The organism is Arsukibacterium perlucidum DSM 18276 (assembly GCF_000382165.1).
In the GTDB taxonomy this organism is placed as follows: domain Bacteria; phylum Pseudomonadota; class Gammaproteobacteria; order Enterobacterales; family Alteromonadaceae; genus Alishewanella; species Alishewanella perlucidum.
On sequence record NZ_KB907719.1, the window covers coordinates 18,934 to 34,536 of the forward strand.

General features: G+C 48.1%; 14 protein-coding genes. 8 read left to right on the forward strand and 6 right to left on the reverse strand.

Features of this window, described 5'->3' with window-relative positions:
* Positions 1 to 17 precede the first annotated feature (17 nt).
* Positions 18 to 1,073: an efflux RND transporter periplasmic adaptor subunit gene (locus H141_RS0113440; RefSeq protein ID WP_019676799.1), complete on the reverse strand. Its 1,056-nt coding sequence runs from the start codon at positions 1,071 to 1,073 to the stop codon at positions 18 to 20.
* A 291-nt stretch (positions 1,074 to 1,364) separates the two neighbouring features.
* Here H141_RS0113440 and H141_RS0113445 point away from each other — a divergent pair, with 291 nt between their 5' ends.
* The 4 genes from H141_RS0113445 to H141_RS0113470 all read left to right on the forward strand — a co-directional run bounded on the left by H141_RS0113445 (position 1,365) and on the right by H141_RS0113470 (position 4,659).
* Positions 1,365 to 2,033: a DUF4136 domain-containing protein gene (locus tag H141_RS0113445; RefSeq protein ID WP_019676800.1), complete on the forward strand. Its 669-nt coding sequence runs from the start codon at positions 1,365 to 1,367 to the stop codon at positions 2,031 to 2,033.
* Between the two features lie 218 nt (positions 2,034 to 2,251).
* Entirely contained in the window at positions 2,252 to 2,983 is a 732-nt protein-coding gene (locus tag H141_RS20280; RefSeq protein ID WP_019676801.1) for a pseudouridine synthase, read from the forward strand.
* A 186-nt stretch (positions 2,984 to 3,169) separates the two neighbouring features.
* A complete protein-coding gene (locus H141_RS0113460; RefSeq protein ID WP_019676802.1) occupies positions 3,170 to 3,772 on the forward strand; it encodes a porin family protein in 603 nt (200 codons plus the stop codon).
* A gap of 437 nt (positions 3,773 to 4,209) precedes the next feature.
* The gene (locus tag H141_RS0113470; RefSeq protein WP_019676804.1) at positions 4,210 to 4,659 is read left to right on the forward strand and encodes a c-type cytochrome; all 450 of its coding nucleotides are present in this window, start codon (positions 4,210 to 4,212) and stop codon (positions 4,657 to 4,659) included.
* 87 nt (positions 4,660 to 4,746) lie between these two features.
* On the opposite strand, the gene H141_RS0113475 is transcribed toward H141_RS0113470, so the two are convergent.
* The 4 genes from H141_RS0113475 to H141_RS0113490 all read right to left on the reverse strand — a co-directional run bounded on the left by H141_RS0113475 (position 4,747) and on the right by H141_RS0113490 (position 8,087).
* Positions 4,747 to 5,721 (reverse strand): DUF4097 family beta strand repeat-containing protein, encoded by a 975-nt coding sequence (locus H141_RS0113475; protein ID WP_019676805.1) that lies wholly within the window; start codon positions 5,719 to 5,721, stop codon positions 4,747 to 4,749.
* A gap of 18 nt (positions 5,722 to 5,739) precedes the next feature.
* Positions 5,740 to 6,267 (reverse strand): hypothetical protein, encoded by a 528-nt coding sequence (locus H141_RS0113480; RefSeq protein ID WP_019676806.1) that lies wholly within the window; start codon positions 6,265 to 6,267, stop codon positions 5,740 to 5,742.
* Positions 6,260 to 6,805 (reverse strand): RNA polymerase sigma factor, encoded by a 546-nt coding sequence (locus H141_RS0113485; RefSeq protein WP_019676807.1) that lies wholly within the window; start codon positions 6,803 to 6,805, stop codon positions 6,260 to 6,262. Before H141_RS0113485 ends, H141_RS0113480 begins: the two co-directional genes overlap by 8 nt.
* 103 nt (positions 6,806 to 6,908) lie before the next feature.
* Positions 6,909 to 8,087, reverse strand: coding sequence for an MFS transporter (locus H141_RS0113490; RefSeq protein WP_019676808.1), 1,179 nt, complete (start codon positions 8,085 to 8,087; stop codon positions 6,909 to 6,911).
* Positions 8,088 to 8,228: 141 nt separating this feature from the next.
* Here H141_RS0113490 and dinF point away from each other — a divergent pair, with 141 nt between their 5' ends.
* From dinF to H141_RS0113505, 3 genes are all read left to right on the forward strand, one after another.
* Positions 8,229 to 9,572, forward strand: a complete 1,344-nt coding sequence (dinF, locus tag H141_RS0113495; protein WP_026349457.1) for an MATE family efflux transporter DinF — start codon at positions 8,229 to 8,231, stop codon at positions 9,570 to 9,572.
* A 111-nt stretch (positions 9,573 to 9,683) separates the two neighbouring features.
* Positions 9,684 to 11,063, forward strand: coding sequence for an MFS transporter (locus tag H141_RS20285; RefSeq protein ID WP_205620396.1), 1,380 nt, complete (start codon positions 9,684 to 9,686; stop codon positions 11,061 to 11,063).
* Positions 11,064 to 11,245: 182 nt separating this feature from the next.
* A complete protein-coding gene (locus H141_RS0113505; protein ID WP_019676811.1) occupies positions 11,246 to 11,890 on the forward strand; it encodes a DUF5610 domain-containing protein in 645 nt (214 codons plus the stop codon).
* Between the two features lie 47 nt (positions 11,891 to 11,937).
* Here the strand turns inward: H141_RS0113505 and paeA are convergent, their stop codons facing one another.
* On the reverse strand, positions 11,938 to 13,233 hold the full coding sequence (gene paeA / locus H141_RS0113510) for a polyamine export protein PaeA (protein WP_019676812.1): 1,296 nt from the start codon (positions 13,231 to 13,233) through the stop codon (positions 11,938 to 11,940).
* A gap of 198 nt (positions 13,234 to 13,431) precedes the next feature.
* On the opposite strand from paeA, the gene H141_RS0113515 reads away from it, so the two are divergent.
* Complete coding sequence (locus H141_RS0113515; RefSeq protein WP_019676813.1) at positions 13,432 to 15,522, forward strand: tetratricopeptide repeat-containing diguanylate cyclase; 2,091 nt, start codon at positions 13,432 to 13,434, stop codon at positions 15,520 to 15,522.
* Positions 15,523 to 15,603 lie beyond the last annotated feature (81 nt).

The following is a 15,603-nucleotide window of genomic DNA, read 5'->3' on the forward strand; positions in this document are numbered from 1 at the left end:
GCTACCGGGCGTAGCGGTTAGAATTCGCGGGTGGTTACTACGTTCACCAGGCTCTGATCTTTGAGGGCGCCCTGACCAGCAATAACAACTTGCTCGCCATTAGCCACGCCTTCTAAAATTTCAACGGCGCTGTCTGAGCTGTAACCAAGATGCACTGGCTTGCGGCTTACTTTACCCTCAGCGTCAACCACAAACACACTGTGCTGGTTATCGATAGTGATAATCGCCCGCTTAGGTACCAGCAGCGCTGCTGGTTTAACGTCGAACTTCAGTTCTACCTGGGCAAACATGCCAGGGCGCAGCTCGCCAGCGCTATTATCAATGATCAGGGTGGTGCGAACGGTACCTGACTGGGCGTCAACCACCGGTGAAATCCGGCTGACATTGGCATTTACCGGTAACATGCCAGCAAAGCGTAAAATGGCGGCCTGACCTGCTCTGGCCTGCGCCAGTTGTTGCTCCGGGATATGCACAACCGCTTCCAGCTCAGCATTGGCAACCAGATGAAACAATGACTGTGGTGCCATCTGGCTTATCAACTGGCCGGTTTTAACATAACGACGGGACACCACACCAGCAATCGGGGCGCGGATTTCAGTTTCGCGGACACTTAATTCGGCCAGGTCGACTGAGGCTTTTACTGCGTCATACTGCCAGCGCAGCTTTTCATACACATCGGTACTGATTAATTTACGTTGATACATTTCCGCCATACGCTGCAGCTCGCTGTCCAGCCGGCTTAATTCAGCCTGCTCTTTCGCCAGCATAAACCGCTGCCGCTCGTTCTCAAGCACCGCCAGCAACTGGCCGGCTTTAACGAAATCCCCCTCTTCCACCAGCACTTGCTGCACTATGCCACTGCTTTTGCTGATAACGTCTGTTTCAGCCCGAGCAGCCAGGGTGGCATTAGTGTGGTAACTGCTGCTTATTTCACCATGACGGGCCAGCGCGGCCTCTACCGGAATGGCAATCACTTCAGCAGTATCAGTATTTGTGCTGCTTTTGGCCTGATTGCAGCCGGTTAAAAATAATGCTGAGCTAAACACTGCCACAACCAGAGATAACTTTTTCATTTTTTCAGGTCCTTGTTATGTACTTACCGTCAGGTTGTTGCAAACGGTACTTTCAAATCAGTTTTTACTACTGGTAGTGACTAATGCAGAGCTTATGCCAGCCTGAATTTTATATTTTTATTTTTTAATTTCAATAAGTTAAATCCATTTAATGTGTAATCAAATATTATTGGCAACCTGCAGTTGGCGAGTTACGCTAAAATTTGGTGAAAAGCAGCAAACTTATTGTTTAGCTTTGAGTCTTAGCTGCTATACACTTGAATTACTGTTTTACGCTGTTATGAGGCAAATATGGCTATTATCGACAACACTCTGCTCCGCACTTGCGGCCTTACTACTGCTTTGATACTGGGGCTTAGTGCCTGTTCCAGCCCTCGTCAGGCCACGGTTGATTTCGATCGCACCGTTAATTTTCAGCAATATCAGACTTATGGCTTCTATCAGCCGGGCCTGGAAGATGGCGCGACAACTGAAAAAACTGAATCAGCCCAACCACTGACAGAGGACGTAAAAGCTGAAAATACCGAAGCTAAAGCCTATACCACTTTATTAGATCAGCACTTTAAAACTGCTATCAATACCGAAATGGCGGCACTGGGTTATCAGTACAGTGAACAAAACCCTCAGCTGTTAGTTAATTACATGACTAATGTTGAAACCCGCAGTGATGTGCGCAGTTCACCGTTTTCAATTAATGCCGGTTACGGTTATTACGGCAGAAGCAGCAGTTTTATGTTTGGCATTCCACTATTTGGCAATCAATTAGAAAAAACCGAGTATAAAGTAGGCACGGTGACTATTGATGTTATCGATGCCAGCGAGCAGCGCCTGGTTTGGCAGGGTCTGGTTGACGGTCGTCTGACGAAAAAAGCTATGGCAAATCCGCAGCAAGCCATTAACGATACAGTACAGCTGATTTATCAGCGCTACCCTACCCGTTTGACTGAGCAGAATAAATAATCAAGCTAGCTGGCAGAAAAAAAGTGGGAGCCGCAGCTCCCATCACTAACCGAGTGACCCATCACCAGATGGGTTAAAATATCCAGGAAGGAAGGTGTAACAGGGCCAATGATGCCAGCTTTTAATGGCATTATTATTACAAAAACACTGACAACTGCTTTTTGCACCCTAAAATAGGTTAAAATCGTCTTTTCCCAGTCATTATTAAGCAGACAGCCTTGCTAGTCGATTCTGAAGTTAAGCAACGCCTGGCAAAATGGATAGCCCAAAGTGGCCACTGTTCGCGCCGCGCCGCTGAGCGGTTAATCACCTCAGGCCGGGTAAAGGTTAACGGCATAGCCGCCAGGCACACCGACCTGGTGAACAACTCTGACTGCATCTTAATAGACGATACCCCCCTTACTGCGCTGCCGCCACTTAGCTACATTTTGTACCATAAACCTATTGGTATCGATTGTAATAACCGGCCCGACGACCCGGCCAGTTTGCATCAGCTGCTTAAAACCCTGCCGCTACGCTTGTTTGCAGTGGGCCGGCTTGATAAAGACTCCAGCGGTATGCTGCTACTTACCAACGACGGCGCGCTGTGTCAGCGGTTAATGCACCCCGATTATCAGCACAGCAAAACCTACCAGGTTGACACAGACAAACCGTTAACTGCAGATTTCATCGGCCAGATGGCCGCGGGCGTCAGCTGGCAGCTTGGCGCCAATCAATATCAGTCACGGCCCTGTCAGGTTAACGCCACTGGCCAAAAGCAATTTGAAATCATTCTGACCGAGGGGATGCACCGGCAAATTCGCTATATGTGTAAAACCCTGGGCTACCGGGTCACAGCGTTAAAACGCACCGCCATCGGCGCCCTGCCACTGGGCGAGCTGGCTGTTGGTCAGTTAAAGGAGTTAAATACTCCAGAAATTCAGACTTTGCAGCGGCCCATGCAGATGTAATGCATGTTTACTATTAATGCTATTTTCCTTAAGGCTCTAAAAAAACAATTAATATTAACTATTGATTTACATGCTATTGGCGTTTAAGCTGGACCCAATTTAGAAGCTGCGGCATTACACGTTGTGAAGCAGTTGATTAATCAGCGAATTTTAATGTTCCGGCCACAAATTTTAAAAGGATGCCAAATGAAGAAATCTTTTCCCCCTATCTTTTCACTGCTTGCACTAGGTGTGACTTTGTCGGTTAACGCTAAAGAGGAAAGTAATTGGTATGTTGGCGCGCAATATAGTGCCCAGGAAATCAGTTCTACCCCTGATCGAAAGTTCAAAACTGTTGGTATCAATGTTGGCTATCAGTTTAATCCGTATTTTTCATTGGAAACCAGAATCGATGCCGGAACATCCGATTTTTCATTTCCGTTTTATCAGGATGAAATCCCGGGGGCAGAGTACATAGAGGAAATTGAGACGCAGGCATCTTTATATGCAAAAGCAATCTATCCCATTTCTAAGTCCTTTAAACTGTATGCGCTGGCAGGACTCACTGAAACGAGATTTAAAATAACCACTGTTGGTGCGGATACAGATGTGGAGGGAAACATGACACTTCGCTATCCTGCAGTTATTAAGGATTCTTACAATGGTTTTAGTTATGGCCTGGGGGTCAGTTACCAATTAACGAATGCAATAACGGTTTTTGTTGACTACAAAGTGCTGCCAGATGCAGAACATTCGATTTCAGATAATAGATGGAAAAACACTAGCTTAGGAATTAATTACTTTTTTTGACTGTAGAATAACCACGCTGCCCAGCATTCAGCGATTAACCAATGCTGAGCACACACTGATAGCTGATATATACCGGTTCATGAACGGCTCAAACTGCAATAACAAGGCCGGTTTTGCGGCCTTGAATTGCAACACTGTTACTTTTTCTCAACAGGCCATTCGTTGCTCAGTTTATTATCAATGCTACTACCCGCTGATACCCGCAACCCAACGCGGGCTCTGGTGTTGCTTTCCAGCTTTAATTCAATATCGCCGCTGACACTGCCTCCGCTGATTCGTGGGCTGGCCAATACCGAAAATTAAAGAACGGCGAAATTAGTGCCCTGCAAAACATCGGGGAAAATTGATCTTTATCAAGCTGTAGTCGTCAGAATGGACTAGGCTGGTTATTAAATGACCAGTAAAAACTGGTTTCAGCCACTCGCATGGAGAAAACAATGAAAGTCATACTGATATTGTTAACAACACTCGCACTAATTGCCTGCTCAGAAGGCCCCGAGTCACCCAGAGGGTTTAGCTTGCCAGAGGGTAATGTTGATGCCGGTAAAGCGGTATTTATTTCTTATCAGTGTCTAGCGTGTCATACCCTGCAGGGTGAACCAGACAGTGGCACTGAACAACACTTACCCAAAAAAGTACCATTAGGTGGCGATGTCACTAAGATCAAAACTTATGGTGAGCTTGTCAGCTCAGTCATTAACCCGTCGCATAAGATTGCCCCGGGCTTTAAACGTGAAGGGTACATTGATGCCGACGGCCAGTCTTTAATGCGCAACTATAATGATGTAATGACAGTGAACGAATTGGTTGATTTAGTTGCGTTCCTGCAGCCTCAATACAATCTGAAACCGTTTAACCGCACTAATTATCCGACGTATTTCCCCTGATGAAAATGCTAAAGCTCTGCTGAACAGTGCTAAAACTAAAAAGACAAGGCCGCTAACGCGGCCTTGTCTTTTTAGGGTAATTATTGATTACAACTTATCCAGCTTAATATCGCCACTGACAGTGGTAATTTCGACACTACCCTCAGCACTACCCAGGGTAAACTGCAAGCTGCGAGCCGGGCCATATTTGGCCTTACTGGCTTTGTCATTGCTAAGCTTATTGGCAATGCTGCCACCCGCTGATGCCCGTAAGTCAATGCGGGCGCTGGTGTTGTTTTCCAGCTTTAATTCAATATCGCCGCTGACGCTGCTACCGCTGACTCGTGGGCTGGTAGCACCGCGCAGTTTAGCTTTAATTTCGCCATTTACCGTACTGAGCTTCAGCTGCTTAGTGCCATCAAGTTCCAGTTTCGCATCACCATTTACGGTGCTGATACTGACTTCTTCTGCACTGCTCTGGCCGTTAATTTTGCCGTTAACCACTTCATAACGCAGTCGGCCGCTGGAGCCTTTATCGTCAATTTCACCATTAACTGAATTAAGCTCAATCTGACCACGAGCGCCGTTAACCTTTATTTCGCCGTTAACGGTATGCAGCTTAACAGTTGTACGTAAGTCATCAGCGCTGATCCTGCCATTGACGGTACTGATCTCACTACTGCCATGGATACCGGTAACCTCGACATTGCCATTAACGCCTTTAAACTCAATGCTGCTACCGACCGGTACTTCGAAACTGAGTTGTGCCATATTGTCTTTATCTTTACCGCTGTAATTTACCTGACGTGGCATGGTCATTTCAAAGCGGCTGAAACCGTCTTTCGTGTCCAGCATATAACCGGTGGCTTTGCTATCCAGTTTTCCTTTAACAGTAAACTTACTGGCCGGCACGGCCTTAATGCTAATTTCGCCACTCATCACTTCAATATATATTTTTTCATTTGCACTGACGTTATGGCTCTCATTCACCACCTCTCTTGAATCAGCCCAGGCCAGCAAACTAATGCTTAGCAATGCTGCGCTGATCAAGCCGGATAAGCCGAATCGGGTAACTTTTTGCATGTAATACTCCTTAAGTGTCTAACTCTTTAATAATGGTTGTTGCAAGGTGGCGCGTTCGATGTACGCCAGTTGCTGTTGGTATAACTGTTGCAGCTGCGCTAACAGCCGCGGTTCATCCGGATAAATTTGCAGAGCCAGGCGCACCTGAGCGATGGCCTGATCCCAGCTGGATAATTGCTGCTGCCAGTTGTCATAACCCTCAGCAATTGCCGCTATTTGGCTAAGCTGCCGGGCTTTTTGCTGCTCGTACACCTGCAGTAACATCAACTCTGCCGACGGCAGAGCGGCAGTACGTTGAGCTGGCGACGGTAACACAGCCAACTGCCAACCCATTAAAGCTACCAATACCACTGCCGCTGCACTGGCCAATCCGAGCCAGGCGGGCCTGTTACTTTGCGAGACAACCGTAACATCAGGCCCAATTCCAACGCAGTGCTCATTTTGCTGAGCGCCCAGCCGTGACTCTATATCCGGCCATAAATCACGCCCTGGCTGGATATCGCTATCAAGCCGCTGCAGCGCTAATTCAAGTTGCTGTTCATTCATCGGCTAACCACTCCTGAAGCAATTGTCTGGCCCGGTGGTACTGGGCTTTAGAACTGCCCTCGGCAATATTTAATAAACCGGCAATTTCCTGATGCTGGTAGCCTTCCAGCGCAAACAATACAAATACCGCCCGGGCCTGTGCCGGTAAGCGTAAAATGGCCTGCTCCAACACTGCCATCTCGCCACTGCAGGCGACAGTTTGCGCTGTCTGCCCGACCGGCTGCTCCGGCTCGGCTAACTGCTGATCATTGCTGTCAGTCAGCCGCAGATACTTTTGCTGACGCCAGTGATCAATAGCGGTGCGGGTAGCTACGCTATGCAGCCAGGTGGCAAAACTACTGTCACCACGAAAAGCCGGCAGTTGCTGCCAAACCTTGACAAAGATCTCCTGACTGGCATCTTCAGCCAGTTGCTTATTGGCCAGCAGCCGCCAGCAAATAGCATACACCCGGCCGATATACTGCTGATAAAGCTGGTAATATGCTTGTTTGTCGCCTTGTTTTGCGGCTGCAATTACCTGCGCCAGCTCCATTGCCATAACTGCCCTTTGTCTGGGTTTAATATTCAATTTTTATCAGTATTAGCAGATTAGTCGTAAGCCTGGCGGGAAAGGTTTAAATACCACAGTTATTATTTTGAAATTAACGGCTACTGTGGCGCCACAACCACCATGCCAGACTTAAGGTAAGGCTATACATCAGCAGGGAAGCCAGTACCACACCCGACCAGCCGGACCATTGCCAGAACGGTTGCAGATAAATACTGCCAATACTGGCGCCGACATAATAAAACACCAGGTACAGCGCACTGGCACTGGCTTTAGCGTGCTTAGCATGTTGGTTCACCCAACTGCTGGCCAGTGAGTGGCACAGGAAAAAGCCAAAAGCACTGATAAAAAAACCACTGACAATCAGTGGCAGCTGGCTATTCAGGGTTACCAGACTGCCCAGCATCATCAGCACAATGCCCAGGGCCATTGCCAATGGTGCTGACATGCGCCGGGCAATTTTTGCAGATAAAGCTGAACCGACAGTACCGCTGAAATAGGTAAGAAACAGCAACCCCAGCATACTGCTGCTTAGCAGGTATGGCGGCGCCGCCAGCACAAAACTGATAAAAGTGTACTGATTTAAAAACACCAGAAAATTCAGGCCGCCAATCAGGTAGGTTAACAGCAACAGCGGCTGGCGCAGATGATAGCCATGGTTACTGAGGGCTTGCCGAAGCCGGAACGGCTGGCGATTAAACTGATGAGATTGCGGCAGATAACGCCAGATAAAGTAGCAACTCAGCGCACTTAACAGCGCCATGGGCCAGAATACCCATTGCCAGTGCCCCAGATCGGCCAGGCCACCGGCCAGTAAACGGCCACCAATACCGCCCAGCGAATTAGCACTGATATAATAACCAACGGCAGTCACCAGTGCCGGCGTGGAATATTCCTCGCCCATCCAGGCAATAGCGATGGCCGGTAAACCGCCGAGGCAAATGCCCTGCACCGCCCGCCAGCATAACAGGGCGCCGAAGCTTTCAACCTGAGTCAGCGCCAGGGTACTGACGGTCATGCCCAGCATGGTTACCAGCAATAAGGATTTGCGGCCCCAGGCATCAGATAACGAAGCATAAACCAGTAAAGACAGGCCCAACCCCAGTGTAGCAATGGTATAGCTCAGGCTGGCTTGCAGCGGGCTTAACTGAAAATCCCGGCTAAGCTGCGGCAACAGCGGTTGCAGTAAATGCAAATTGGCAAATACCACTATGGCGGCCAGACACAGCGCAAAACAACTACGATAAAACGCGGCCGATTTATACTCAATCACAATGCGGGATCCGCTGTTGGCAAAGCCACAGTATACTGGCTTTACCTGGCGCTGACGAGCTGGTATCAGGGCAACTTACCCGGTGGCATCGCACCATAAGCGGTGTATCATAGCGCTGGTTTAAATCAGAAAGGTCCCGGCTTGCTGTCATTATTTTTAAATGCCCCGCTACAAAAAAAAGTGGCTGCTATCGCCCTGCCAATGGTGCTGTCTAATTTGTCAGTACCGCTGCTAGCACTGGTCGATACTGCAGTCAGTGGTCATTTAGAACATGCCTGGTATCTGGGTGGTGTAGCGCTCGGTTCCAGTTTAATCAGTCTGCTGTTTTTTCTGCTGGGCTTTTTACGGATGAGCACCACCGGCCTGACGGCTCAGGCTTATGGTGCCAATGATAACGCAGGTCAGCTACGCTGTTTAAGCCAGAGCTTGTTAGTCGCGCTGCTACTGGCTGCGCTGTTGTTAATATTGCAATGGCCACTGGCCCGGCTGGCCTTTAGCTTTAGTGACGCCAGTAGCCAGGTAAACCAACAAGCGCAGCTTTACTTTGCTATCCGGATCTGGAGCGCCCCGGCAACCTTACTCAATCTGGTATTAATGGGCTGGTTTTTAGGCCGGCAAAATGCCCGCTATCCGATGTGGATGCTGATCGTTACCAACTTAATCAATATCATCCTCGACTTAGTATTTGTGCTGGGTTTTGGCTGGCAGGTTGCCGGCATTGCTGCGGCATCAGTGGTGGCTGATTACGGCGGCCTGCTGCTTGGTGGCTATTTGCTGCTACGCAGCCTGGCAGCGACGGATTTACTGGCAACTATGCTAAACCAGCTTAGTAAGCTGGCTGGGCTCAAGCGCTTATTTGCGCTAAACCGTGATATTTTTTTGCGTAGTGTGTGCCTGCAAAGTGTTTTTGTGTTTATTGCCTTTCAAGGTGCCGCCTATGGCGATAATACTGTTGCCGCTAACGCCGTATTGCTGAGCTTTTTAATGCTTGTGTCCTATGCCATGGACGGCCTGGCTTATGCAGCCGAGAGCCTGGTAGGTAAAGCCATAGGTGCAGGGGATAGCCGCCTGCTCGGCAATACTCTTGGCCTGCTGGCGCTATGGTGCTTGTTGCTGGCTATGGTATTCAGTGCCGGTTATGGCTTTTTGGGTAATCACTTTGTCAGTTTACTCACATCATTACCTGAGGTGCAGCAGCATGCTGCACTTTATCTGGGCTGGATGATTTTACTGCCGCTACTGGCCTGCTGGGCTTATTTTCTGGATGGGGTATTTATTGGTGCTACTCAGGGCAAAACCCTGCGCAACAGTATGATTATTGCCCTGCTGGGTTTTGCCGGCAGTTTCTTCCTGCTGCAAAGCTGGCAAAACCATGCACTGTGGGCAGCGCTGGCGGTATTTATGCTGCTGCGCAGCATTAGTTTGGCCCTGGTTCTGCGGCGCCAGTGGCACAGTGGGCAGTTTCTGCAACCAACCTCAGATTAAAAATCCCGTGACTTTGTTAAGTTATTGCTAAGCGGTGGTGCCTCGGTTAGAGTGGACGGCGTCATAATTCTACGGTGCTCCGGCACTGACTAATAACGAGACGCAACCTGCATGAGTACTTCCACTATTTCACCGCCCATGTCGGCTTTGCCGCAACCATCATCATTTTACCGCTGGATGGTATTGTTGTTCGTCAGCCTGGCAATGTTTGGTAACTATTATATTTACGACTCGCTGTGGCCGATTGTCGATTTACTGCGTGAACAACGTGATTTCAGTTATCAGCAAATAGGCTGGTTATCCACAGCATATAATATTGCGGCTTTATGTGTGCTGCTGCTCGGTGGTTATATCATCGACCGCTGGGGCACCAAAAAAGCCATTACCCTGTTTGCCTTAATTTGTCTGGTCGCGGCTGCGGTAACAGCGTTCAGCCCTAATTTCGAAACTATGTTTGCCGGCCGCTTTATGCTGGGCCTGGGAGCTGAGCCACTGATTGTCGCCGCTACCACGGTGCTGGCTAAATGGTTTAAAGGTAAAGAGCTGAGCTTTGCCTTTGGCATCAACTTATCTATCTCGCGGTTGGGCTCAGCCTCCGCCGACTGGTCTACCGGCTTTGCCAGCCCGCTTTATGTAAACTGGCAAGACCCGTTATGGCTGGCGACTGCCGTTGCCGGCATCTCGGTTACTGCTGCTATTTTGTACTGGATTTTAGAACGCCGGGCCGAAGGCCGCTACGATTTAGGCGTAGCAGACAGCACCGATAAACTGGAATTTAAAAGCCTGTATTCGTTTAGCGCCTCCTACTGGTACATAGTAGCGCTTTGTGTAGTGTTTTATGCCACAGTATTCCCGTTTCGCAGTTTTGCAATTGATTACTTTCAGCAGGCTCATGGCCTGGACCGTGAAGCTGCCGGCATTTTAAGCAGCCTGTTACCGGTAGCTGCCATTATTGCCACCCCCTTATTCGGGCTGTGGGTAGACCGGGTGGGTAAACGGGCGCTGTTTATGGCCGCGGGCTCGCTGGTGATGCTACCGCTGTTTTTAATGGTTACCTATTTGCCTGCCGGGCCAGACGTTAATGTGATGATCCCCTTTATTGGCAGCGCCGTGGTGCCGCTTACTCTGCTGCTGGTTATTTTGCTGCTGGGTATGGTGTTCTCGCTAATTCCTGCGGTGATGTGGCCCTCTGTCGCCTACATAGTCGATAGCCGCCGGCTTGGCAGTGCCTATGCCCTGATGACGTTCTGCCAGCAAATTGGCTGGGCGATAGTGCCACTGACCGTCGGCTACCTGAATGATGTTTATCTGGCGGGGCCTGAAAATATTGATGGTTATACCCCTGGTATGTGGTTCTACACCGCACTGGCATCGTTAGGTTTGTATTTCTCTTACAAACTGTGGCGCACCGAGCAAGGACCGGGAGGTCATGGCCTCGACTCGATCACCACTAAAAACCCTGTGGTGGCGGCCGAGCAACACCCTGGTTAAACCTCAGTTTTACCGGCAATAACTGAAAACGGCGCCCTTTAACCAAGGCGCCGTTTTTTTATGCAACATAAGCCTAAAGTTTCCACCAAGCCCGCCGATACCATTACGAAGAAATAATTTAGCTAAGCTATAATTTAATTAACTGCCAGTAATGCTGGCGAGAGCAACAAGAGGTCATTGTTATGGCTATTACACCTAACACCGCCAGTATTGTGGCTAAAAAAAGCACTCAAACGGCTAACGCCCAGCAAAACCAAGCCGCGCAGGACAACAAGCGCGCGGTTGACAATAAGGGCATTGAAAGCAGTGCAGCAAAAGCCCGTCAGGCGCAGAACGTGGCAATTTTAAAAGCCAACGAGCAGGTGTCGCTTAGCAGCAACAACGACTCGCTAAGCTTGCTGTATAAAACGGCGCTGGAAGGGATTAATGCCGAGCTGGAGCCGGTATTGGGCGAGAACGCAGCGCAGAAAATCTATGACTCAGGTGTCGATACCTCGCCTGAGGCAACCGCCGAACGAATTATTGCTTTTGCCACCAGCTTTTACAGCCGCTATAAAGAACTTAACCCCGACCGCACTGAACAAGAGCAACTGGATAACTTCTTCGCAGTAATTGGCGGCGGCATTGAAAAAGGCTTTGCTGATGCCAAAGATATTCTGAAAGGGTTAAAAGTGTACGAAGGTGAGGTTGAAGACGGCATTGACCAGACTTACGCCAAAGTGATGGCCGGTTTGGAAACTTTCAGCCAAAAAATGTTAGAACTGGCTGAGCAGGCCACTAAAGAAAATGCCCCTGAAAGCAGCAATCAAGCTGACACCAGCAATTAAATAGTCTGTAACAGCCTGCCACTTAAAGCCTGGCTGTCACGGCCTGCCTATGCATCCTGTTTATCAATCCGGGTAACCAGCAACTGGTCGATTTTATAGCTGTCGATATCAACCACTTCAAATTTATAGCCGCCGTGTAACACAAAGTCAGTGCGCTTGGGGATCTTACGCAGAGTAAACATCATAAAACCGGCAATGGTTTCATAATTCTCCGGATTTGGAAAACTGTCGATATCCAGCACCCGCATTACGTCGGCCAGCGGCGTTAACCCTTCCACCAGCCAGGAATTAGCATCGCGTTTTACTATCTGTTCTTCTTCTGAACTAACCAGCTCCCCCATCACGATACTCATCACATCTTTTAAGGTGATAATACCCACCACTAAGGCGTATTCATTCATAATAATGGCAAAGTCGACCCCGGTAGATTTAAAATGCTCCAGTGCCTCATACAACGACAAAGTATCAGGAATAATCAGCGGTGAGCGCACTATGCCCTCTTTTTTCAGTGAAATTGGCTGGTCATGCAACACCTGCATCAAAATATCGCGGGTATCAACATAGCCCACTACCCGGTCCAGCACTTCGTCACAAACAATAAACTTGGCGTGCGGGTGCTCAGCAATTTTTGCTTTAATATTGTCCTGCGACTCATTATTGGTGAAAAAAATCAGGCTCTCCCGCGCTGTCATCGCAGAGGTCACGGTGCGCGATTCCATATCAAACACATTTTCCAATAGCTGATGCTCATGTTGCTGCAACACCCCGGCCTGAGCGCCGGCATCCATCATCGCCATAATATCATCGGGCGTAATATCATCTTTGCGCATCGTCGGCACATTAAACAAGCTGAAAAATAAATTGGCCAGGCCATTAAACAGCCAGACCAGAGGTTTTAACAGCAAAATCAGCAGTAGCATAGGCTGGACGATTTTCACTGCGATTTTTTCAGGCGCAATCATTGCCAGCCGCTTAGGCATTAAATCGGCAAATAAAATAAATAACGACGTAACAAAAAATACCGATAACACAAAAGCGGCAACCGGCAGCCAGCTCGCATCAGTAAACAGGGCAAGTATCGAGGAAAAATAAGGAGTAAAAGCCGATTCACCTAGAATACCCCCCAGAATTGCCACAGCATTCAGACCAATTTGCACTACAGTAAAAAAGTTACCGGGGTGTTCCTGCAGCATCAGCACTTTTTCAGCACTGACATCGCCCTGCGTCGCCATCATCCGCAAACGCATTTTGCGGGATGCCGCCAGCGCTATTTCAGAAACCGAAAAAAACGAACTGGCAGCTACCAGCAGCAACATAATAAACAGGTATTCAAGGGCACTCATAACACTTCCAGAAAACTCAGGGCAAACCATTTTGCCAAGGTTAAACAACACTGTTGTTATTATAGCTTTAATCAGCTGCTAATAACCCTAAGCAACTGAAAATATACAGACTGAATCTTTATAGAACACAAATTAACAGCTGTAATTGTTTGCAAAATAAGCTATCTTCAATCTAATTATGTTGACTGGAACCGGCGCATGTATCTGATTTCAGCTTTAAAAAGCTTGTCATTGATCCGTCTTTTTGCCGCGTTGTTAATTTTATTATGCCTGAGCCCGGGCACAGTCATTGCCCAACAGCAAACTGACCAACAGCTTGAGCAAGAACTTGATCAATATATTGTCTTAACCCGGGATGATTTTGATCAGGCCGGTAAATTTCTCGACGAGCTGTACCAACGTTATTACATCAACCCGGATGCTGATATTCCGCTTGCCAGCAAGGTGCGGCTGTTATCTTATCAGGCCACTTCATTACTTTATCTGAAGCAGCAATTACAGGCTGATGCATTACTTTCTGAGCTGCTGGCATTAATTGAACAAACCGATGACCCCAATGCCTTAGCTGAAATCTACGCAACTGAAATCCAGTTTATGTTATATCAGCAATTGTTATCTGCGGCGGTATTAAAAGCTGATCGACTTGAATTAATGGCAACTCAGGCTGATGTCCCGCGGGTACGCTACTATGTTCATAATATACTCGGAGGGCTATTTCAGGCCGATAGCCAGTACGAACGGGCCTTACAGCAATATACCGACGCACTGGATGCTGTAATTGAAACCGACAATCAGTTTACCCTGCGCCGCCGTGCTTTTTTAAATTTTTCTATAGCGCAGGTATACAGCGAGCTAAAAAAATGGCCGGAAGCCAGAGTGCTGACTGAAGAGCTGATTGCGGATGCTAAGAAATATCAGTATAAGCAGTTTTTGCCAGAGCTTTACGTAATGCTCGGTTTTATTGTTGCTGAACAAAAAGATTTAGACGCCGCTATTGCCATTAACCAACTTGGGCTTGCCGCAGCAAAAGAGATTGACCAACCTGGTGTTGAGCTGACATTCCAGAATAATCTTGGCTCTATTTATATCCAGTTGGCTAACTACGCTGCAGCTAAACAGGCCTTGCACCAGGCGGCTGAACAAGCAAAGATATTAAACGATGAATTCAGCAATCAGCTTATTACTTTTAACCTCGCTTATATAGAGGTGATGGAAGGCCAGCATGACAGTGGCCTGGCCAAAATGCTGACAGCACTGGAATATTTTAAAAATAACGATACCAAATCCGGCTATGAATCAACGTTGGAATGGGTAGCTAAAGCCTATGAGGCTGCTGGCAAATATCAGTTGCAAGCCCAGACATTACAGCAACAACTGCAGCTGCGGGCAGAAATTTTAACCAGTGCGCGGGAAAAAAGCATCAGTGAGCTACAAAACCGCTATGATACCAAAGCAAAAACCCAGCTGATTACCATTTTAGAACAGGAAAACAACTTAAAAGCCCAGTTACTGGACAATCAAAAGCTGCAACAACAACTCACTGCCCTGTTTTCGTTAGTACTTATTTTTGCTGCCATAATGCTGTATCAATTGTATCGTAAAGTGCGCCAGTCGAACCGCAAGTTACGGGAAGCTAACAAACAACTGGAATATCAGTCATTACGTGACCCACTAACGGGTTTATTTAACCGCCGCGCGTTGCAGGACAATATGCAGCGCCGCTCCAAATTTGGCCGGCGGATAAGTGATAACAATACTCATGCCAACGGCTTTTTACTGCTGGATGTCGACTATTTCAAAAAAATTAATGACAGCTATGGCCACGCCGCTGGTGATGAAGTACTGAAACAACTCAGCGCCCGTTTAATTGCGGTTTGCCGAGAGCAGGATTTAGTGATCCGCTGGGGTGGCGAAGAGTTTTTATTATACCTAGATAATATTCAACCTGAGCAGGTAGCTGGTTTTTGTCAGCGTATTCTTGAAGTGATTGCCAGTGAGCCGGTGGCGTGCGAAGACAAACTGATCCCGGTCAGCGCCAGTGGCGGTTTTATTCATTTGCCGTTCGCCGGTATTGATGAAACCGAGCTTGACTGGGAGCGGGCGCTGCAAATTGCTGATATGGCGCTGTATTTAAGTAAAGTTCATGGCCGTAACCAGGTGTATGCCATTACCGGGTTACGCTGTGACTACGAATTAGCCCGCCAGCCCCTGACCAATGATTTACAAGCAGCAATCCAACAGAGTATGGTCGACTATATCACCATTAAAGGCCCGGCATTGCCCCAGTAAAACTGGCGACTTTAATTGGATAGCCGCTGTTGTTACCCCCATTACTGTTACTGCTGTTTACTGCTGTTTACTGCTGTTTAC